The following is a 22,527-nucleotide window of genomic DNA, read 5'->3' as shown; positions in this document are numbered from 1 at the left end:
ATTAGTCCAGGCCTTGATAATTTCGACTTTAAAAACGTGAGCACTGCGTAATGACACAGTGGTATTATCCCATTTAGGTAGACAGTAAAAAAGAGTCCATCTGGTATGATGGACTCAATACTGTTTATCTGGAGGGGATTTTTTTATGGCGAAAAAAGGACAATCATTTCAAACATATACAGAAGAAGTAAAACAAGAAGCCGTTCGACTTCGATTAGAGGAAGGAAAAACATTACAATTCATTCGAGCACAGTTAGGAATTAAAAGTGACGCTCAAATTGTTGAATGGGTGAAACGTTACGAAAAAGGACAATCGTTTGAAGATCAACGTGGCATATGGAAGCGAAAGCATTTTAATAGTATAGAAGAAGAAAATGCTTATTTGAAAGCACAGGTGGAATATTTAAAAAAGCGCAATCCAAATCTACACGGGAAGGAATGGTCTTAAAGAAAGAACGTTTTTCGATTATCGATAGACTACGCACATTATATCCTCTTCGTTGGTTATTACAAATTGCCGAGGTATCGAAAGCTGGCTACTACAAATGGCGAAAAAACCGCTCCCATGTAGCGTTGCGCCGTCAAAAAGATACATGGCATAAAGAGCATATTTTATCTATCCATCGGAAACACCCGTATTATGGATACAAACGTATGACCCGCGCTTTGATTCGTGAAGGAATGTATATGAATCACAAACGCGTTAGACGTTTGATGCATGAATTAGGAATCCGTTCTATGATTCGGAAAAAACGTCCTTTTTACGGAAGGAAAGCATCGATTGTGTTTCAAAACCATCTGAATCGAGAATTTTATGCGGATAAGAGACATGTAAAATTAGTAACAGATATTACATACATAAGAATTGGAGAAGAATTTGCTTATTTGTCAGCTGTCTTAGATTTGTATAACAATGAAATCGTGGCATGGAAGTTATCACATCGAAACGATTTAGCGCTTGTACTATCTACATTAGAACAGTTAGAAGGAATCAAGCGTACTACTAAAACCCTTCTACATTCTGATCAAGGATTTCAATATACATCAAAAAGTTACGCAAAACAGTTAGAACGATTAAAGATAAAGGGAAGTCATTCTAGACGAGGGAACTGTTTTGACAATGCATGTATTGAATCGTTCTTCTCTCATTTAAAAACAGAGAAGTTGTATTTAGTGCGTCCAAAAACATATGAAACAGCTTATCGAGCAATCCAAGAATATATCACATTTTACAATCAAGAGCGATTCCAAGAAAAACTTCACGGCCTTTCCCCGATAGAATATCGGGAAAAGGCCGTGGCATAAAACTCTTTTTATTATTGTCTACTTGACGGGGATATGACCACAGTGCTCTTCCTTTTTATGTCCTTGTTTAAAAAACTGAAAATTTAAACTATATTCCATTTCGTTGACAGTCAATTCATCAAGGTGTAAGATTTTGAATAATCAAAGAAACAAAAAATTAATACGAACAATTATGTTTACTCATTGTATCAAGAGAGGTGGAGGGACTGGCCCTTTGAAACCTCGGCAACAGGTTCACTTTGAATACTGTGCCACTTCCTGCAAGCATTATGCTTGAAAGATAGAATGAGGGACTTCGTTCATATACAGGTACGTGCCTTGTAAACAAAATTCCCTCTTTCTCGATAAGAAAAGAGGGAATTTTTCTTTCCCTCAAAGTTGTTCATTAACCATTTTTTAATACCCAAACAATTTAGGGAGGAATTTTACATGAAAAAAAATTTTGTACCTGCTGTTGCATCTGTTTTAGGAGCAAGTATTTTATTAACAGGATGCGGTAGCTATAAAGAAGAGGCCAACGGAGCAAACGCAAAAGATAAAGCTCCTGATAAACAAATATTGAACTTAGCCACTGGCACAGAAATACGTACAATGGACACTGCACGCGCTACAGATACTGACTCTAGTCAAGTAATGAGAAACGTATTTGAAGGTTTATATAACCTTGGTGAAGGAAATAAGCCTGTTCCTGGCGTTGCAAAGTCTCATGAGGTAAGTCCTGATAAGACAAAATATACATTTCATTTACGAAATTCAAAATGGTCAAATGGCACACCTGTCACAGCGAATGATTTCGTTTTTGCTTGGCAACGTGCAGTTGACCCGGCAACAGCTTCTGAATATGCATTTTTATTCTTTGATATAAAAAATGCAAAAAAAATTAATAGTAAAGAGCTTCCGGCTGATCAGCTGGGTGTAAAAGCAATTAATGATCATACTTTTGAAGTTGAATTAGAGCGTCCAGTCCCATACTTTATTAGCTTAACTGCATTCCCAACATTCTTACCAATTAATGAAGAATTCTTTAAATCACAAGGTAATAAATATGCATTAGAAGATAATAAGCTTATCTATAATGGAGCCTTTACACTAAGTGATTGGAAACATGAACAAAGCTTTAAATTCAAGAAAAACACCAACTATTGGGATAAGAATAATGTGAAACTTGAAGAAATTAATTTTAATATTGTCAAAGACCATTCAACAGCCGTTAACTTATATGAATCAAAACAAATTGATCGACTTACTTTAACATCTGATCTTGTTGATAAATATCGTAAAGATAGTAACTTTAAAGAACGTCCTGATGTTGGGGTACAATTTGTACGTATGAACCAGAAAAATAAAACGTTACAAAATATAAATGTCCGCCAAGCTATTGATAAATCGATAGATAAAAAGGCATTTGTAAATATTCTCTTAAATGATGGCTCTCTTCCTGCCTATTCTCTAGTTCCAAAGAATTTTGCAAAGGGACCAAATGGAAAAGATTTTCGTGAGGAGAATGGCAATTTAACGAAAGAAAATACAAAAGATGCTCAAAAATCCTGGAAGCAAGCAAAACAAGAATTAGGTTCTGATAAAATTTCAATTGAATTATTAACAAGCGATAATGACCTTTCGAAAAAAACTGGTGAATATTTAAAAGAACAGCTAGAGAAAAATTTAGAAGGATTAACAGTAAGTATTAAGCCTCAGCCACGCAAACAACAAGTCACATTATTATTACAAGGAAATTATGATATTGCTATCGATGGTTGGAGCCCTGATTTTGCTGATCCAATTACATTCTTAGAGTTATTTACAACTGATAACCCATATAATTTAGATCACTATTCCAACAAAGAATTTGATGACTTAATCCAAAAAGTGAAAACCGACTTAGCTGGTGATGAAAAGGCACGTTGGGAAGCCTTGAAACAAGCAGAAAAAATCTTATTTAAAGATGCCGTTGTCTCTCCTCTTTACCAAAATGGAACAACATACTTAGAACGTTCCTATGTAAAAGGAGTGGTTGAAGTTGATTTTGCGGGACCACTTAACTTCAAATGGGCTAACATTGAAAAATAAAGTGAAGCGTAAATGCTCAACATGTTATTAACCAAGCAATGAACAAAAAAGCGTATGTAAATACTATCTTGAATAATGACGCTATTCTTACCGCTAATTTGTTCCTGCTAAATTTGTAAAAAGCCCTTATGGAACATACTTCTGTGTAGAAAATGACGCATTAGTAAAGCTTCAATTATAAGAGAACAGGGTATCCTTTTGAAGGATACCCTGTTTCTTTATGCTTCTTTAACTATGCGTCTCTTTAATCAGAAGAATACCCCCCACAGCGATTAAAGTTACAATTTGTGTGGTGACAATTATAAATAATAGAGAAATAATATCCTTTTTTAAATTCCCATCACCAAATGCTATTTTGAAATAACCACTCGCTGCATATATTACGGGAAATAATTTATTCAAAACACATACATAATTACATAAAAATGGGAAAAACTTATATAGAAGGAACGATACACTAAGGAGGAATATATAATGAGAATTCTACTTTCGGCTTTATTAGCACTTATGCTAGTACCTGCGTTAACAGGTTGTACTACACCAAAAAAGGAAACTCCAACTTCTGATAAGAAAACAACAGACGAAGCTAAAAATGAAGCACCTCAAGACTTAAAACTTAACTTTAACGACTTTCACCTAAATGCTGACTACCAAGATACGAAGAAAGATTATGAAGCGGAGTACAAAAATAAAGGTGCCGACAAAAAGATGGAAGGAAAGATTGAGGATCACAAGACTGATGTAAAACTAACAAGTGACAAAGCTATTGCCAAACTCAGTCCACTTCTACAAAAGTTAACATTTGATAAAAATACACCTGACCAAGAAGTGATTGATCAAGTTGTAGACGTATTTCAACTTGATAAAGATTACCAAAAATTCGATTTAGAAGTTGTTTTCTCAGATGGAACGAAGAAAGAGTATAAGAAGGAAGTAAAATAAAGAAGTAGGCGATTTTGCCTACTTCTTTATTTTTTCACCACATATCGTAAATTAGGTTTAGAATCACTAACATATTCTAGATCAAATACAGATGATTTTTGCAAATAAGAATATAATTGAAATGAATAGAAAGGAGATTAACCATGGATCCATTACTTATGGCAGTTATAGGATTACCATTAACAATCGTAATATTAGTTGTAATCGGCTTCTATAAACTATTTGTAAAAAAGAAAAATATCACTTCCTTTTATACCCCGTTTGATAACATTACCGGCCAAACAATTTCAGAATTTCACGAGGAACAAAAAATCCTAGTAGCTGAGGATGAAGATGGGGATGGAAATAAGAAAAAATAACCTTGCGCATCGCAAGGTTATTTTTGTGCTTCTTTTTGAAAACGTTTATAGTACGTTGAAGCTGTTGAAAAGTGAACTTCTATATCACGAATTAATGATGATTCCTCATCTTTCGCTAATTTATCTAACTTTTTCATTGCTTGTTCTGTCTCATTTAAGAAACCAACATATAGCTCATGTTCTTGCTCTTTTGACTTAGGCACGCGAATTTCTTTACGCATATGATCAATATCCTCTAGCATACTTTTCGTTACCCTTTGAACATCTTCTTTAAACTGCGCGTGCCCTAATGCCTTCCCGCCTTTTTCCTTTGCTTCTTCCCATAGTTTTACCGCTTCATTTAATTCTTTGTTCATTTTCTCATCGTACTTCTTATGCACATCACGATATACTTTCATATCTTCTTGCTGCTCTGCCGATTGTTCTACTTTTTCTTTTGGTTCTTTTGTATCCTTGTTTCCATTACACCCTGCTAAAAGAAGCATGCTTCCAAGCAAGGCAATACCCCACACTTTCTTCATCTCTTACTCTCCTTTTATCTACATCTACTACTTATCTCCACTTGCTATTATAACGAGAACCATTCAAACTTTGCACTTATGATCCCATTTTTATACACACATCACCATTTTTGTCACAGTATCGTCACTTTATATAGCCAGTATCTCCATAAAGTGAGACTTTAATTACTCCAGAAATAGCGGAAGAAATGAATAATATGATATAGAGCTATTAAATCATGCATTCAAAAAACAATAAAAAACCCGGTAATATACCGGGCTCTCTTAAACGGAAAAATCAGATATGTATTTTTACCGCTTATTATTTATTAACAGTTGTACGACTGCGTTTATATACAATAGCACCACCAGCAAGCATTACAACGCCAAGTAATGTCAATAAGTTATCACTACTTGAAGCACCTGTTTTTGGAAGAGATTTTGTATGATCTACATTCGTTGTTGTAATAACATTTGTTGGTGTCGGTGTTGGTGTAACCTTTGTTTGTTGATTATTTACCTGATTTGGATTTGGTACTTGTGTACCAGGCTTGTTGCCACTATTCCCTTTACCATCACCATTATTATTTCCACCTGTATTCTTATTATCTTGTTTCTTACAGTCCTTTTGTTCTACTTTCTCAATTGCTACTTGTTTTGTAATTGTTTGATCTCCACGTTTTGCTGTAAATGTAACTTTTAAATCCTTTAAATCTTTAGTTGTTTCTCCAACAACTTGGAAATATAATGCGGATCCTTCTCCACCTTCCATTGCTTTAACTGGAACTGTTGCTGTATTTCCATTCCATTTAATATCTAAGTTCATTGTTCCCTTACCAGTTCCACCTTGCAAAGAACCATCTTTTAGATAATCTGGAATTTCTCCTTGTGTATAATGATCTGGAATTGTTAATTTAATATCTTGTGGAACATCAATTTGCACATCAAAGCCCTTTAACTCATCAATTGTTAAATTTTGAGTCGTTAATAAGAAATCTAATGTAAATTGGTTTTCCTTTAAACTCGGCACACAAGTTGTAGCTTTTGCCTTACCTTCAAAACGTAAATCTTTATTCATCTCGGAAAAATCAATATTCGCACTTCCTTTAATTTTACCAAGAGGTTCATATCCTTCTTTATCAATTAAATATAGTTCGAGATCTTTATTTACTTCTTTACCAGCTACATTTCCAAGTACAGGGATTTTCACATTTTTTGTAACAGTTTGTCCCGGTTCCATATCTGGTAATGGCAGTGCGATAGCTTGAGAACCATCTTCAAGTTCTAATAAACGAACATCTTTAAATTCTCCATCTAGTCCCTTAGGGATAGCAACACCAAGATATACACCACTTACCTTTTCTTTTGAATTATTCGTCACAGTTGCAGTGACATCTAATACATAATGATTTTTTTCTGCATCCCATTTCGCTTTGCCTGCCACACTCCCACTCAATTCAGCAGTAGATATCTGAGTATTCTTTTTTACTTCTCCTGCTGGAGGTGTATTTGCTGGTTTTGATTGATTTGCAGCTTCTGTTTTTTCTGGTTCACTCTTCACATTCGACTCGTTCTTTTGTTCTTTTTCAGCTTCTTTTACTGGTTCGACTTTCTTCTCTGGAGCAGGCTGTTGTTTTTGTGAGCCTGTCTTCTCTTGTTGTTGTACATCTTTAGATTCTTCTTTCTTTACTTCCGTATTACCTTGTTTCTGCTGTACTTGCTCACCGTTTACTGTCGGATTCTTGATGTCATTTTGCTTTGTAGTTACCTTTTCTTGATTTTGCATCTGTGCTTCTTTTACAACTTCCTCAGGTGCCGCCAACGCCACAACAGGAGAAAAAGCTAAAAGTGATACAAGAGTTACGGCACTTACTTTCTTCAGCATACTAACACTCCTTATCTCATTTTTGTTCTAGTTTATGGATTTCATAGTTTCATTGAATAATAAAATACAAAGAATTCCATAAGTTAGATTCCATATCCATTATAAGGAAATAAGTGAACAAAAACAATTAATTTATCGAATAATGCAATTTTTTAGATTCTATATATTCACATTTCAACCAAGATCTTTACAGCCTTTATTGGTGAACCATATTTTATTTGGTTACTTGTTCGTTCAGAAACAATAAAAAAGCTGCAACCATACGTTGCAGCTTTTTTTATCCCTCTAAATCTTGCTTTTCTTGCAGTGCAAACTTCTTTTCACTAGGCTTTGCCATAAAGATATAACATAAAACTGCTCCCACTTCACATAAAGCAATCACAATTCCCATAGGAAGTGCTGTATTACTGCCTCCAATCCCTACTAAAGGCGCAACAAGCGCTCCAGAAATAAACTGTAACAATCCAAGCAACGCTGAAGCTGTTCCAGCAGCTTGTTTTTGATTTTTCATCGCTAGTGAAAAACCTGTCGTTGATACAACCCCAACGCTTGATACAACAAGGAATAATGAACATAAAACACCAATTAATCCAATTCCTAATACAATTGTGAGAAGTAAGGAGATACCACCAGCAGCTGCAATTCCAATGCCAGCTACAAATAAAGTTTTCTCACTTAGCTTCCCTGCCAAACGGCCGGTAATTTGGCTGGCAATAATAATACCAATACCATTAATAGCAAAGAATACGCTAAATTCTTGCGGTGATGCCCCGTATATATTTTGCAACACAAACGGAGAACCAGAAATATAAGCAAACATTGCCGCTGACACTAAGCCCTGCGACAAGGCATACCCCATAAATAAGCGATCTTTCCGCAAATTCCTATATGTCGCTAATGTTCCTACTAAACCGCCTGTTTCCCTCTCTTCAAGAGGTAATGTCTCACGTAACACAAACGTAGCGGATACTAACATAAATATACTTATCGTTCCAAGGACGATAAAAACTCCACGCCACGAGGTAAATTGTAACAATTGTCCTCCAATAATTGGCGCTAAAATTGGTGCTGCTCCGTTTACTAACATAAGCAGTGAGAAAAATTTTGTCATCTCAGAACCTGAGTACATATCACGTACCATCGCACGAGATATAACAATACCAGCTGAACCTGAAGCCCCTTGTAAGAAACGTAAAAGAACTAGACTCCAAATAGATGGCGCAACCGCACAAAGTAAAGAAGATACAACATACATAATAAGAGCAATAATAAGCGGTTTACGCCGTCCATAAATGTCACTAATTGAGCCAACAAATAATTGTCCAACCGAAAGCCCTAATAAACATGCTGTTAAAGTAAGCTGAGCAAGAGAAGCATTTGTTTGTAAATCATTCGTTAATTTTGGCAACGAAGGCAAGTACATGTCAATGGACAATGGCCCGATTGCTGTTAATGTCCCTAATACAAGAATCATCCATAACCTGTTGGCTTTTACAGGTTTATATACATCGTGATTAATTTCATTCACTTCCATCATTCACCCTTTCTATTATAAGCTCTAAATTGTAACAATTATAGTTACAGCATTGATGTACGTCAAGTATATCGTACTTTTCTATATAACGAAATGAAAAAAGCGATAGAGTCTCTATCACTTTACTTTTCCGTTTCTATCTGTGTTGCTAACAATCGCTCCCTTTTCTTAACTAAACAAGAAGTCAGAAAACGATAACAAACTTGTAATTGAGCGCTATCTTAATACAAAGGTCTTTTTCTTATCCATTGCGTCGCAACCCATTTTTCACCTTTAATAACAGGTTCACCGCCATGTAGAGTGAGCTTGTTTAATGATGCATCCTGATAAAAATATTCGAAATATACCGCCATTCCTTTTTTCGGAGATACAGAAAGATTGAGTTTGGGAAAGACAGTCTCTCCGCCTTCTTCTACATGATTTAAGTACATGACAAGGGTACTAATACGATTATTGTTTGCTGCCGCACTGTTTTCTGCAAAAAAATCATAATGCGCTTTATATTCTTGACCAACTGTATACTTTAAAATATGTAACCCTTCCCCATTTTCAACAGGAACATTCATAATTGAAGCGATTCGTCTTTCAATTCTAGTAACGACCTCACTTTCTTCTAAAAACGTACCACTACTCGTCCGAATGTTATTTATTTCACGCGAAACACCAATTTTAGAACGTTTCATTTTATTTTTAGACATTTCAATTAACGTTTCACACTCTTCATCACTTAATACATTTTCTAACACGACAATAAGAGGCTCTTCTAATCTTGAAATAATTTGGATTTCTCTATCTTCTGTTACAATTGTGTTTCCAATGTGGTTAAAAATCGTTAGTTCCTTATTTTCAACTCTTTGATTTTCCATTGTTCTTCTCCCCATCTCTCTTAAAAATGATTGGACATCATAAATATATCATACTTTTCTTTCTATTCTCCCTTTTTAAAAAATTAAGATGAGGACTATTATGTTATATTCCAATATTCAATTAAAGAGCATTTTAGATCGAGAAATAGTTTTTGTAAAAGAGTAGTTAATAAAAATCACCTCATAAGCTTTTAATCCATAATAAACAAGAAGAATCTACCAAAAAAGCAAACTACCCCCTATCAAGTAGACAGTAAAAATACTCCCCTTAGATAAACAGATTTTTATTTTTTATCCGTCTACCTAATGGGGAGCATATCACTTTAAATCTGCTTTAAAAGATTCCAATTATTATACCGTAATTTTCACTGCTCTCACTCTTAAAAAACAAAAGCATCCGTTCACTTGTTTTAATACTAAGCAAACGGATGTTGAACTTCTATATTTAAACGACTTTATTGTCACTCTACAATACATGTAGCTTTAAAATAAAGTTTAAATAAACGAACAAAAGAAAAGAGCGTATTAAAAAAAAAGATCGATCAAAACATGCTCTTCTTGTTTTAATTTGAATGATTCTTTTTAAAAAAAGTTTAATCGTTTTGTACCCCTTATTCAACAGAAGCACTCCGCTTAACAAGATTTTGTTAACAAGTTTTGTTTAGTGCTTTATTTTTCTAATACTCTTAAAATTTAACTACTGCATATTTTTATTGAACTCTAATTGATTTTGAATTCCTGACCTATCAATTTGAATCCAATACTCTGAAATTTTCCCATCGTCTATTCTATACACCGCACTTGCCATTTGAATTATTGGGAGTCCTGTAGGTTGATATCCATCGATTTCTCCTAGGTGTGTACCTACTTGTTTCCAACGTACATATACTTTACTTCCTTGTACTAAAAACTCTTGAATTTCTAAAGAAAAATTACCATATACTTCAATCATCTCTCTTACATGTTCAGCATAATCTTTAGGAGTTCTGCAAACTGTTTGTTCTTCTTCAGATACAATTTGATGTGCCAATACTTTTTCTGCCATTAATTGATTTGAATAGTCAGGATTATTCCCCGAACGTACTTCTTCAAAAAATTTTCTAACAATTTGTCCTGGCGTCATTTAAAAACCCCCTTATTAATAAATCCAATATTAATCATAAAACCCTAAAATCTTTCATACTTTCTCCAAGAATATAGTGTGAAAACCACATCAAATTCTGCTTCATAATAGCCACATTAATTCCTGGCTGATCAGAACTATATGCCATTCCTTTAAATATAATTAATTCTGTATCAACTTCCATATCCCTTAACCCTTGATATAGCTCATATGCATTTGGAGTTGGAACTCTTGCATCCTTTTCACCATGTTGGATTAAGGTGGGAGTACAGGCTGATTTAATATATTCCATTGGTGATGTTTTAGTATATATCTCTGGATCATTCCATGGATTATTTCCTAAATACATCCTAATAAAGTAAGGTATATCTGTATTTACATAATGGGTACTCCAATTAGTAATGCCACCTCCAACTGAAATAGCTTTAAATCTACTACTAAATGTAGAACAGAAAGCTGATATATATCCCCCGTTGCTCCATCCCATAACCCCTACTCTATCTTTATCTGCAATCCCTTTGTCAACTAGTTTATCCACTCCAGATATAACATCATCGTAGTTAGCAATTCCCAGTTTTCTATAGTTTGCTTTTAAGAATTCATTACCATAACCAGAACTTCCCCTGTAGTTTGGTTCTAAAACTATAAAGCCTTTTTCGATAAACTGTTCAATAGGATATTTCTCATTAAAACAGTCTGAAAATATTGGAAAGGACGCCCAAGCCGGACCACCATGGATTACCACTAATAAGGGATATTTTTTATTTGCGTCAAACTCTACTGGGGTTGATAAAACTCCCTCTATTTCAAGACCATCACTACTTTGCCATGAGATTATCTCCCTGTTACTTTTAAGCTTTCCTTTGAAAAAGCTATTTTCATTCGTTATTTTTTTATCGTCTAAATAGATTTCAAAGGTTTCATTTGTTATAGCCTTATTATAGGATATATGATTTCCATCTCTTGTTATAGAAGCATCCATTATAAAGCTATCTACTTTTTCGTTTAACATTTCCACAGTGCCATCCTCAGATAGCAACCCAATAAGATAATTCGTTTTATTCTGCCATCTAATTAAAATTCCTCTAGCTGTCCACCGTAATGGAATAACCGTACTATCAAAATCTGTTAAAGGTTGAATTAGCTCTCCATTATTAATATCATATATCTCTAATGTACTGTCTTGTATATGGGTCTTATAGTAATCCTTCTCCCTTATGCTTGCTGAGTAACATATTTTGCTTCCTTCAGGAGAAAAGCAAACGCTCCCTCCCAACAACTTATCTATATTCATCTTTTGTAGCTCTCCAGCTTTAATATCTAGTATGTATAGATCTCCATTAATATAATCTTCCATATCTGAGCTTGGTGTAGCCATAAATACAACCTTTTTCCCATCATTTGAAATATCAAATTCATGGATATGAAAATCCTTCCCATCAGTTAGTTGATAAACAACGCTATTTTCGTGTTCATATTTATCATTTTGTATCACTTTTTCTATTTCAATGTAATATAAACAATTATTCTGGTATTCCTTACCTATATGATGGAAATTTCCATATAGTTCCTTACGTTTCTTTATCACCTCAGATTCTTTTGACTGTGCAACATAATAAAAACCCTTGCCAGTAGACTCCCATTTGAATTTACTGACCCCTTCTTTCTCATCAGTAATTTGAACCCCACTATAACCATCTATTGACTTAACAAAGATCTGATTTTTCTTATTATCCCCGTCACCAACTGGGCTAAGGTATGCGATATTCCTAGAATCTGGAGACCATAATGGGTATGTACTATCTATATCCTTAGTTGTTAATGGATAACTCTGCCCCTTATCTTTTTCATATATCCATACATGATTCCTATATTTATTGTCTTTCCAGTTAGCTGTCTTCTTGACAAATGCTACGTTTTTGCCATCATCACTTATGTTTGTATCTGATAAGGTTGGCAATGAAATAATCTCTTCTATACTTAGATATGTTTTTTCATTCATTTTCATTAATAAACCCCCTCTTAATGTCTAGTAATCTAACTTGTCCAATTATTCAGTTAAATAAATATATTTTTCCCCAAATCCGACAGAAATTCATGCTGTCTGTTTGTTTTTATTCCTTTTAAACGAGTTGAACGACCCTTTGAAGATACATCTTGAATCTTTAACCAAGGTTTATAATCTACTCCATACCGGTTCCTCGACCTTGTTTAATCCACTGTTCGATCGCAGATATTCTTTTTCTTTTCGACATAAAAACACCCCTTTAGATAATCATATCTAAAGGGGTGAAAACAGTGCAACTTTATTTCAAATCTACAATACAATTATTAATTTCCCAATCTCCTACTCAACAGTAACAGACTTAGCTAAGTTACGAGGCTTATCAACATCACACTCGCGGTGAAGCGCTGCGTAGTATGAGATAAGTTGTAATGGAACAACTGCTACAAGCGGTGCTAATGCTTCATGTACAGCTGGTAGTACGAAGCTGTCGCCTTCCATTTCTAAGCCTTTCATTGATATGATACATGGGTTTGCTCCACGTGCTACTACTTCTTTTACGTTACCGCGAATTCCAAGGTTTACGTGCTCTTGCGTAGCAAGTGCGATAACTGGTGTACCTTGTTCAATTAGCGCGATTGTACCGTGTTTTAATTCTCCACCAGCAAATCCTTCTGCTTGGATATAAGAAATTTCTTTTAGCTTTAACGCACCTTCTAATCCTACGAAGAAGTCTACGCTGCGTCCAATGAAGAAACAGTTGCGTGTTGTTGCTAAAAATTGTTTTGCAAGTGCATCCATTTCTTCTTTTTGATCACAAAGTACTACCATTGCATTCGCTACAAGACCTAGTTCGTGTGTTAAATCAAAATCAAGAACTTCGCCTTTTGCTTTCGCAATATCAGCTGCTAGGATTGAAAGCACTGCAAGTTGAGCTGTGTAAGCTTTCGTAGAAGCAACTGCGATTTCTGGCCCTGCATATAGAGGTAGTGTATAGTCAGCTTCACGAGAAAGCGTAGAACCTGGTACGTTTGTAATTGTTAATGCTTTATGACCCATTTCATTTGTTTGTACAAGTACTGCACGGCTATCTGCAGTTTCACCACTTTGTGAAATGTAAATGAAGAATGGTCTTTCTGTTAATAATGGCATATTGTAAGAGAATTCACTTGCTACGTGTACTTCTACAGGTACTTTTGCAAACTTCTCGATAAATTGCTTTCCAACAAGACCAGCATGGTAACTTGTTCCACATGCAATAATATAAATACGATCGCTATCTAAAATCGCATTACGGATGTCTCCATCTAATTCGATTTCGCCATTTTCATTTTGATATTTTTGAATGATATTACGGATTACAAGTGGTTGCTCATCAATTTCTTTAAGCATGAAATGAGGATATGTTCCTTTTTCAATATCACTTGCATCTAATTCCGCTGTAAACGGTGCACGTTCAATCGTTTCACCTTGTAAGTTTTTAATTGTAATGCTTTCTTGTGTTACAATTACCATTTCTTTATCCATTAATTCGATAAATTGATCTGTAACTTGTAACATCGCCATTGCGTCGCTCGCAACAACATTAAAGTTGTCACCAACACCTACTAATAGCGGGCTTTTGTTTTTAGCAACATAAATCATGTTTGGATTTTCAGCATCAAGTAATCCAATCGCATAAGAACCATGTAAAATGGATAACGTTTTACGGAATGCATCTTCTACACTTAACCCTGTGCTTACTTGCTGTTCCATAAGCTGTACGATAACTTCTGTATCAGTCTCACTTACAAACGTTACATCTTGAAGATATTCTTTTTTCACTAATTCATAGTTTTCAATTACACCATTATGAACTAGCGTAAAGCGCTTTGATGTACTTTGATGCGGATGTGCGTTTACAGTGCTTGGAACACCATGTGTAGCCCAGCGTGTGTGACCGATTCCCACGCTTGCTGCCACGTTCTCGTCTACGATTTCACGAAGTTTTGCAATACGGCCTTTTTCTTTGTATACAACAATACCGTTCTCTGCCTGTACTGCAATACCTGCTGAATCATATCCGCGGTATTCTAGTTTCTCTAAACCTTTTAATAAAATTTCCTTTGCATCTTGCTCTCCAATAAATCCTACGATTCCACACATGTTTAGTCGCCGTTACAAATGCTTACATTGCTCTGCGAACATGTAACGACATAGTCCGATCCCATTCATTATTTAAATATAAAAAACGGATTACATATTGCTAGCCCTGTAAGTCTGTAACGGCTTTCACCTTCCTCTCGATTGGGTTTCAGTCCGTATATACTTATACAGCTAGTATTCATCCGTTCCTTTTCTCTCATCAAACCTTTACCTTTGTCCACCGAGTCACCTTGGTGATTTAAGTAAAAGCTTTCGGTTGTGATGAACAACCGGGAGTCATCCGCCGAAATCTCGATAAAACTCCTCCTCGTCAACTACACAACTTGTAGTTCTGGCGCTTTTATAATTCCTTATATTTACTTTGAGAAAAAGAACAAGACCATCTTATAACAAACAACATAAACCGTCAATGAAATTTTTTCATTGTCTATAAAACATATGAAAAAAGAGCACAAATCGTGCTCCTTTTTCATATAAAATCAGCTAATTATTCAGCTCCAACTTCAGCTTTCACAACTTCTACAATGCGATGTACATATCCATCACAAATTTCTTGTGTTGGTGCTTCTGCCATTACACGAATAAGTGGTTCTGTTCCAGAAGGACGAACAAGAATACGGCCGTCTCCGTTCATTTCTTCTTCCACCACACGAATAATTTCTTTAATTTTTTCATTTTCTAATGCTAGTTTTTTATCCGTTACACGAACGTTTACTAATAGTTGAGGGAACTTTGTCATTTCACTCGCAAGCTCAGACAATGGCTTTTTCGTCATCTTCATAATATTTACAAGTTGAAGCGCACTTAACATTCCGTCTCCAGTTGTAATGTAATCAAGTAAGATAATATGACCAGATTGTTCCCCACCAAGATTATAACCGCCGCGCTTCATTTCTTCCATTACGTAGCGATCACCAACTGCTGTCTTATTACTTGTAATACCGTTTGCTTCTAGTGCTTTATAGAATCCTAAGTTACTCATAACAGTTGAAACAACTGTGTTATGTTTTAACTGACCAGTTTCTTTCATATATTTCGCACAAATGTACATAATTTGATCGCCATCAACAATGTTTCCTTTTTCATCTACTGCAATTAAACGGTCTCCATCGCCATCAAATGCAAGTCCAATATCCGCACCTTTTTCTTTTACTAGTTCAGCTAAACCTTCTGGATGTGTAGAGCCAACACCCTCGTTAATGTTCATACCGTTTGGTGATGTTCCCATCGTGGAGATGTCAGCTTCTAAGTCTGCGAATAAATATGGTGCTAAAGAAGACGTTGCTCCGTGTGCACAATCTAAAGCAATATGTAAACCAGAGAAGTCTTCTTCTACAGTTTGTTTAATGTATTGTAAATACTTTTGTCCACCTTCGAAGTAATCGTTCACTTGTCCAAGCTCTGTTCCTGTCGGACGTGGTAATTCATCTACTTCTTTATCTAATAAAGCTTCAATTTCTGCTTCTTGTTCATCAGTTAGTTTAAATCCATCTGAGCCAAAAAATTTAATTCCGTTATCTTGCACTGGGTTATGAGATGCTGAAATCATAACACCCGCTTGTGCATCTAGCGCCTTTGTTAAATACGCAACCCCAGGAGTTGAAATAACACCAAGACGCATAACTTCTGCTCCAGTTGATAATAGACCTGCTACTAATGCACCTTCTAACATGTGACCAGATACACGTGTATCTCGGCCAATAATAACTTTTGGACGATCTATATCTTTTGTTAATACATATCCTCCAAAACGTCCAATTTTAAATGCTAGTTCAGGCGTCAATTCCTCATTCGCGACACCGCGCACACCATCTGTACCAAAATATTTACCCATTGCTATTCGCTCCTTTTTCTTGCTCTTTTTGATTTTCTACTTCATTCTGTTTGCCTTGTTCCTTGTCTTGCTCATTTGGTTTTTCTATTTCATTCTCTTTGTCTTCTGGTGAATCTGGTTGTTCTGGTTGTTCTGGCCTTCCTTGTACTTCTTGCTCTGAATTTTCTTTTTTTACAAGGGTTACCTTTGCATTTTTTTGTTTTGTCTCTATTGAAACATTATTAGGGCCGCTAACCTGAATTGGAATATCGTGCGTCCCAGAAGATAGATTTTGTAGATTAATTGACGCTGTTATTTGTTCTGCTGTTATTTTATCTACTATACTGGCTTCTCCTGAAATATCAACGCTTATCTTTCCACCTTGTGGAGAAAGCAATTGTAAGGTGAATTCATCTGACAATCCATTTTTTCGTATAGAAATGCCCTCTATTGTCTTATGCTTTGTATTTTTTTGCTTTTGTACTTCGACGGAAACTTTCACTTGACTAGGGTTTACATTTGTTACACCTTTCGGTAATAAAACAGAGGCATCGAATGTTGTAGATTCCGTAATTTTACTAAGATCTACTTCGACGCCCTCCAAGGACTTTATAGTGTCCAAAACATCTTTTGGTCCTGATATTGTCACTTCATTTGGTTCGATACCGATTTTTGTAACAGCTAACCCTTCAGGTACACTTCCTTTTTTTGAATAAGTTAGTGGCACAGTTTTTTCAATATTATTTGTCGTAGTTGGATTTGAAACTGGGATCGTAACACTTACTTTAGAAGGTGTTGTTTGTAAGTCTAGTTTCTTACCATCTTCATCATATAGTACAATTTCGGCTGTCTTTGTTACTGTTTTTGTTATCCCCTTCAAATCAACATATGCCCTGACAAGAGCAACTTTTGCTAGCTCCTCTTCTGTACCAATAACCTCAACAGTTCCTGGTTTAATAGTCGGCTTTTCAACCATACTACCTCCTGGCATTTGACTCTCATTCGAATACTTCACTTCCACAGGAAATGACTTCTTCGCCTTACTTTGGATTGTAACTTTAACTTTCGCCGGTTGAACCGTTACTTTTAAGTTATTTTCCATCCCGGTATACTTTAAAGGCACTTCGTATGTTCCTGTAGAATATCCACGTAAATCTACAGATACACCAAACTCACGTTGTGACCTTGCTGCAGTAATTACGTTTTTGGGTCCTTCCAATTTTACTTTTACATACTTTGGAATACCACTTACAATATATTTATCTTCATCATAGTTTACTGCTACTACAATGTTAGACACTGTTTCTGTTATATCACTTGTTGGAAAAGGTGATGCATTCTTATTCTCTGTCATGTTTTTATCCGACAAATTCGTTGACATGTAAAGCATTAACGCCAATAGTAATGAAATTCCTTTTAAAAACCAGTGGTTCTCCATCAGCTTATCCATGACGCTTTCTCCTCCAATTCCAATTCCATAAAGATGAAGAAGTTGTCTTCACATTCCCACTGAACTCTGCTAAAAGCATCTCTTTCAACTGTTCGACTTTTAAATCACGATGTAATTCCCCATTTTTAGTTAAAGAAATTTGACCTGTTTCTTCTGATACAACCACTGTAATGCTATCAGTTACTTCACTAACTCCCATCGCAGCTCGGTGACGCGTTCCTAGTTCTTTTGATATGAACGGACTTTCCGATAATGGTAAGTAACAAGCTGCTGCTTTAATCGTATTCCCTTGCATAATAACCGCTCCATCATGAAGCGGTGTATTGGGGATAAAGATATTAATAAGCAGTTCTGATGACACATTAGCATTTAAAGGAATCCCGGTTTCTACATAATCTCCCATCCCAGTCTCTCTAGATAATGTAATAAGCGCACCAATGCGTCGTTTACCCATATATTCAGTTGCCTTTGCCACAGCATTCGCAACGATTTCATACTCTTCTTCTTCCTGACCAATTGCACGGGAGAACAAACTTCCTCTTCCTAATTGTTCAAGCGCTCTTCTAAGCTCAGGTTGAAAAATAATAATCACTGCTAGGAATCCCCATGTCAAAGCTTGGTCCGTGAGCCACTGCAACGTATGCAACTCAAATAAATAACTTAATATACGGACGATAATAATAACTGTAATCCCTTTCAAAAGTTGAACAGCTTTTGTACCTCGGATTACATGAATTAGCTTATATATAACAAACCACACAACGGCGATATCTAATATCGTACTGAGATATTTCAAAAAGTTCATATCTCCAAAAGGCATGCTAACCCTTCCTCCTACTTATGAGCAATTTTATCCATATACTGAAATATTATTATTCTGCTCTATATGTATGTATTTACAACAACTAGTTAATTATACCATACATGAAAGAAACGACAATTACAAACGACGGTATCATCGTGGTATAAATTGGTAATATATCAAACTTTATTATACGTCAGTATAATATAACTTATTATTATACTCTTATTTTAAAATAAAAAAAGAAACGTTTCATTAAATTCAGGTAACAGGTAAAACAGGAGAGTCATTCTATTCTAGGAGCTAATTATCCTTTTGTATTTAAATAGAAGTTGAGTGTAGTAAATACTATAAAATGCAGATAGGTACATTTGTTTTTATATGGAGAGATAGAGTCTGCGTGTGAAGATCTTAAAGCAACAATAATAACCTGTAAACATTTTCGGGTGAGATACGATTAAAGATGCATAATAAGGAAAGCCTTCTTATGAAAGTTTCAGAGATGGATGTTGATAAGAATAGCAAGGATACACTTCCATATAAAACACCTCTACCACAGTGCTGAGCACTGTGGTAGAGGTGTTTTATACTTTAGCGTTCTTTACCATTAGATGAGATAACTGTTTTATACCAATAAAAACTCTTTTTCTTTATTCTTCTTAAGTCTTTTAAATCATTTTCACCACGATTTACATATATAAAACCATATCTTTTCCTAAAACCTTGATGAGTAGAAATTAAATCAATTGCTGCCCATGGACAATAACCTATGACATCCACGCCATCTACAATCGCCAATTCCATTTGTTCTATATGTTTACTTAAGTACTCAATTCGATAATCATCATGAACTGAGCCGTCTTCATTAACCTGATCATATGCACCTATTCCATTCTCTGTAACAATAATAGGTAGATTATAACGATCGCTAACTTCTCTTAATGTAACACGGAAGCCAATTGGATCAATCTCCCATCCGAAGTCTGTTAATTCCAGATATTCATTATCATCACCCATAAAGAAACCTTCTTCACCTACTTCAATTTGTTGATCACCACCGCTATCAATTACAAAATTCTCATCATACTCACTAACGGTTATTGAAGAGTAATAGTTAAAAGCAATATAATCCGGTTTCGAGCTAGATAAAATCTCCATATCTCCATCTAATATGACAGGTTCGATATTTTTTCTTTTCATAAAATTCCAAGCTGTTTTGTTATAACGTCCATGTACAGCCATATCTAGATATAGCCAATTTCGAATTGCATTACAATTTTGAGCTGCAATAATATCATTAGGTTTACATGTTTTAGGATAAACATAGCTAATATTGGGTGCCGGCCCAATTTTAGCATCCGGTATCATCTGATGACATAAGTTAGTAACTTTAGCCTCTGCTAAGAGCATATGATGATTTTGTTGATATAACTCTTTTTGAGATAATATAGATGTACCAATCGCTCCACCATGTAAAATCATCATATTTTGCTCATTAATTGTTAGCCAATGCTTAACCCGATCACCAAAACGTTCAAAAAGAATTTCACAATAATTCACAAAAGCATCAATGGTAGAACGATTGCTCCACCCACCATTTTTCTCCAATTCATACGGCAAATCAAAATGATACATCGTCACTAGTGGTATTATCTTATGTTTCAGTAATTCATCAATTAAATTACTATAGAACATAACGCCCTTTTCATTTATTTCTCCCACACCACTTGGAAGAATACGTGTCCAAGCTATGGAAAAGCGATAAGTTTTTAATCCTAGTTCGGAAAAAAGCCTTATATCTTCTTTAAAGTTATGATAATGGTCACTACAAACTTTAAAATCAGATGTGTCTTCAGGAATAGCTTTCATATCTTGAATAGAAAGCCCTTTTCCATCTTCATTATAGGCACCCTCTACTTGGTAAGCACTTGTGGAAGCTCCCCATAAAAAGTCTTTTTTAAATGTAGTCTTAAGCATATTCTTACCTTTCCTTACCAAATTTAATTATCCACCTTATTTATCCATAGATTAATAATCATTGTTTTTCTGAAATTTTTTCATAAACACTAATAAACTCTTCTGCTATTATCTTAAATCCTTCTGCACTCATAAGTTGATCTTCAGCATGAGCTAATAATAAACTTACTTCTACTTTTTCCCCACTTGCTTCTTTACTAATTAGTCCAGCATGTGCCTTATGCCCTTGAATAAAAGATTCAGCACCTTCTTCGATCAATTCTTTTGCCCGTTCGAAATCACCCTTTTTCGCTTCTTGTACTGCTTCAATATATGATGAACGAGCACTACCTACTGCAGATATAATTTGAAATACAATATATTCATGTTGTTCCATGACTCTTCCTCCAACACATTTTTATTTTTTAAATACACATTTCATACTTAGTATTATTAGTTATTTGTTGCTGCTTTTTGTTCTGCCTCATAAGCTTTCTTATCTCCAATTTTAAAGAACGGATAATATAATAAAATCTGAGAAATAATGATGGTAATGGTCATTAAAAGAAGTAACCATCCACCAGAAACATAAGCTGCAAAAGGCGCAGGTGTTACCCATGGTAATTCTATTAGTGGATTATAGTTAGACAGCATCCCCGTCATACCTAGGAATATAATGCCGATTAATCCACCAACTAATGAAGATGTTACCAATGGAATAAAATAGATTGGATTTAGAACAAGTGGCAATCCAAAGACAATCGGTTCATTGATATTGAAGATATTTGGTACAATACCGATTTTTCCGAGTGATTTATATTGTTCTGATTTCGCAAATAACATATTTATAGCTAAACCTAATGTATTTCCTGTTCCACCAACCGTAACCGCAAAATGCATAAGGCTAAATGCTAAATAAGGGATTTCAGAAACAGGTGTTCCTGAAGCAAAAGCTGTAATGGCTGCTGTAAATAGAGGAGCAGTCGCGCTATACCATACATTTATAATTGGTGCTGGATGTAAACCAAAGAACCAACATAAATTCATAAACGTAAATATACCAATAACCGACCAAACAGAAGATCCAATTACTTTTACAGGTAGTGAAATAACTTGCCCAACAAAATTAAAGATATTTTCATATGGAGTATAACCAAATATCACTCTGACAAAGAAAATGATGGTAAAGATAATGATGGAAATAAATACGGGATTAATTGCATCAGCTACCATAGGTGGTACTGATTCCGGTAATTTCACTCCAATATTTTTCCTTGTTAATGCACAGTAAAGTTTACTGGTCAAAACACCAACAAACATTGCTACAAATATTCCGTCACTTCCTAAATATTGAGTGAGAATAGCCGGGATCTGTTCTTCTCCTACCTTGACAGACATTGGCATTAAGCATAGGAAACTACCTAATGCAATTACGCCAGCTACCATTCCATTCATGCCTTCTTCTTTCGCATAAGAATAAGCAATAATTACAACCATATAAACCGCTAACAAGCTCAATGTTGCACTGATCATATCCTGCATATGTGTATATAGACCAGCTTGATTAATTAGGTCTTTCCACCATTTAAACGGCAAGTTACCTAAAATAGCGAATAATGTAACACCGATAGTAACAGGAATTGTCAGCATCATCCCTGATGTAATCGCGTTGACGACTTTGCTATTTCCGAGATAATTTGTCAGTGGTGTAATTATTCGTTCTAGTCCGTTTCTCGTCATCTCTAAAAACTTCATGCTTACCACCCATATTT

General features: G+C 35.1%; 17 protein-coding genes, 2 pseudogenes and 1 riboswitch. Of the genes and pseudogenes, 4 read left to right on the top strand and 15 right to left on the bottom strand.

Translation table 11 applies throughout. The annotated features are described in order from the left end of the window. Positions 1-145 precede the first annotated feature (145 nt). The 4 genes from QRY57_RS02705 to QRY57_RS02690 all read left to right on the top strand — a co-directional run bounded on the left by QRY57_RS02705 (position 146) and on the right by QRY57_RS02690 (position 4,676). Positions 146-1,305 (top strand): IS3 family transposase gene (locus QRY57_RS02705; protein ID WP_286015426.1). Its coding sequence is split into 2 segments (ribosomal slippage): positions 146-404 and positions 404-1,305, totalling 1,161 coding nucleotides; the frame shifts between segments, so codons are not numbered across the junction. Between the two features lie 182 nt (positions 1,306-1,487). After that, positions 1,488-1,592, top strand: a riboswitch (SAM riboswitch). A 142-nt stretch (positions 1,593-1,734) separates the two neighbouring features. Continuing rightward, positions 1,735-3,375 carry a peptide ABC transporter substrate-binding protein gene (locus QRY57_RS02700; RefSeq protein WP_286016608.1) on the top strand — a complete coding sequence of 547 codons (1,641 nt, stop codon included), beginning with the start codon at positions 1,735-1,737 and terminating at the stop codon, positions 3,373-3,375. Between the two features lie 474 nt (positions 3,376-3,849). Continuing rightward, a complete protein-coding gene (locus tag QRY57_RS02695; protein WP_026592719.1) occupies positions 3,850-4,317 on the top strand; it encodes a YusW family protein in 468 nt (155 codons plus the stop codon). A gap of 143 nt (positions 4,318-4,460) precedes the next feature. Beyond that, on the top strand, positions 4,461-4,676 hold the full coding sequence (locus QRY57_RS02690; RefSeq protein ID WP_286016607.1) for a DUF3951 domain-containing protein: 216 nt from the start codon (positions 4,461-4,463) through the stop codon (positions 4,674-4,676). A 17-nt stretch (positions 4,677-4,693) separates the two neighbouring features. Here QRY57_RS02690 and QRY57_RS02685 read toward each other — a convergent pair whose 3' ends face one another. From QRY57_RS02685 to QRY57_RS02625, 15 genes and pseudogenes are all read right to left on the bottom strand, one after another. Continuing rightward, entirely contained in the window at positions 4,694-5,197 is a 504-nt protein-coding gene (locus QRY57_RS02685; protein ID WP_208018976.1) for a hypothetical protein, read from the bottom strand. 301 nt (positions 5,198-5,498) lie between these two features. Next, on the bottom strand, positions 5,499-7,061 hold the full coding sequence (locus QRY57_RS02680; protein ID WP_286016606.1) for an LPXTG cell wall anchor domain-containing protein: 1,563 nt from the start codon (positions 7,059-7,061) through the stop codon (positions 5,499-5,501). A gap of 277 nt (positions 7,062-7,338) precedes the next feature. Then, positions 7,339-8,598 carry a multidrug effflux MFS transporter gene (locus QRY57_RS02675; RefSeq protein WP_286016605.1) on the bottom strand — a complete coding sequence of 420 codons (1,260 nt, stop codon included), beginning with the start codon at positions 8,596-8,598 and terminating at the stop codon, positions 7,339-7,341. Between the two features lie 218 nt (positions 8,599-8,816). Further along, positions 8,817-9,476, bottom strand: coding sequence for a 2OG-Fe(II) oxygenase (locus tag QRY57_RS02670; RefSeq protein WP_026592714.1), 660 nt, complete (start codon positions 9,474-9,476; stop codon positions 8,817-8,819). A 682-nt stretch (positions 9,477-10,158) separates the two neighbouring features. Then, the gene (locus QRY57_RS02665; RefSeq protein ID WP_286016604.1) at positions 10,159-10,584 is read right to left on the bottom strand and encodes an ester cyclase; all 426 of its coding nucleotides are present in this window, start codon (positions 10,582-10,584) and stop codon (positions 10,159-10,161) included. A gap of 34 nt (positions 10,585-10,618) precedes the next feature. Further along, positions 10,619-12,592, bottom strand: a complete 1,974-nt coding sequence (locus QRY57_RS02660) for a S9 family peptidase (RefSeq protein WP_286016603.1) — start codon at positions 12,590-12,592, stop codon at positions 10,619-10,621. Between the two features lie 56 nt (positions 12,593-12,648). Continuing rightward, positions 12,649-12,839, bottom strand: a pseudogene (locus tag QRY57_RS26970) (TnsA endonuclease N-terminal domain-containing protein); the annotation flags it as partial. A 92-nt stretch (positions 12,840-12,931) separates the two neighbouring features. Then, positions 12,932-14,734: a glutamine--fructose-6-phosphate transaminase (isomerizing) gene (glmS, locus tag QRY57_RS02655; RefSeq protein ID WP_090694018.1), complete on the bottom strand. Its 1,803-nt coding sequence runs from the start codon at positions 14,732-14,734 to the stop codon at positions 12,932-12,934. A gap of 12 nt (positions 14,735-14,746) precedes the next feature. Further along, positions 14,747-14,934: pseudogene (locus tag QRY57_RS26965) on the bottom strand (hypothetical protein). Between the two features lie 287 nt (positions 14,935-15,221). Then, positions 15,222-16,568 (bottom strand): phosphoglucosamine mutase, encoded by a 1,347-nt coding sequence (glmM, locus tag QRY57_RS02650; protein ID WP_098303096.1) that lies wholly within the window; start codon positions 16,566-16,568, stop codon positions 15,222-15,224. Continuing rightward, complete coding sequence (locus QRY57_RS02645; RefSeq protein ID WP_286016602.1) at positions 16,561-17,997, bottom strand: CdaR family protein; 1,437 nt, start codon at positions 17,995-17,997, stop codon at positions 16,561-16,563. The genes glmM and QRY57_RS02645 overlap by 8 nt, the downstream gene beginning before the upstream one ends. Then, complete coding sequence (gene cdaA / locus QRY57_RS02640; RefSeq protein WP_026592708.1) at positions 17,990-18,817, bottom strand: diadenylate cyclase CdaA; 828 nt, start codon at positions 18,815-18,817, stop codon at positions 17,990-17,992. The genes QRY57_RS02645 and cdaA overlap by 8 nt, the downstream gene beginning before the upstream one ends. 573 nt (positions 18,818-19,390) lie before the next feature. Continuing rightward, positions 19,391-20,776, bottom strand: coding sequence for a glycoside hydrolase family 1 protein (locus QRY57_RS02635; protein ID WP_286016601.1), 1,386 nt, complete (start codon positions 20,774-20,776; stop codon positions 19,391-19,393). A 58-nt stretch (positions 20,777-20,834) separates the two neighbouring features. Next, positions 20,835-21,152 (bottom strand): PTS sugar transporter subunit IIA, encoded by a 318-nt coding sequence (locus tag QRY57_RS02630; protein ID WP_098303095.1) that lies wholly within the window; start codon positions 21,150-21,152, stop codon positions 20,835-20,837. Between the two features lie 56 nt (positions 21,153-21,208). After that, positions 21,209-22,510 carry a PTS sugar transporter subunit IIC gene (locus tag QRY57_RS02625; protein ID WP_286016600.1) on the bottom strand — a complete coding sequence of 434 codons (1,302 nt, stop codon included), beginning with the start codon at positions 22,508-22,510 and terminating at the stop codon, positions 21,209-21,211. Positions 22,511-22,527: the final 17 nt, after the last annotated feature.

Source organism: Bacillus arachidis, assembly GCF_030285945.1.
GTDB classification, from domain to species: domain Bacteria; phylum Bacillota; class Bacilli; order Bacillales; family Bacillaceae_G; genus Bacillus_A; species Bacillus_A arachidis.
The sequence above is the reverse complement of the archived record's forward strand: the minus strand, read 5'-3'. Positions and strand labels throughout refer to the sequence as shown.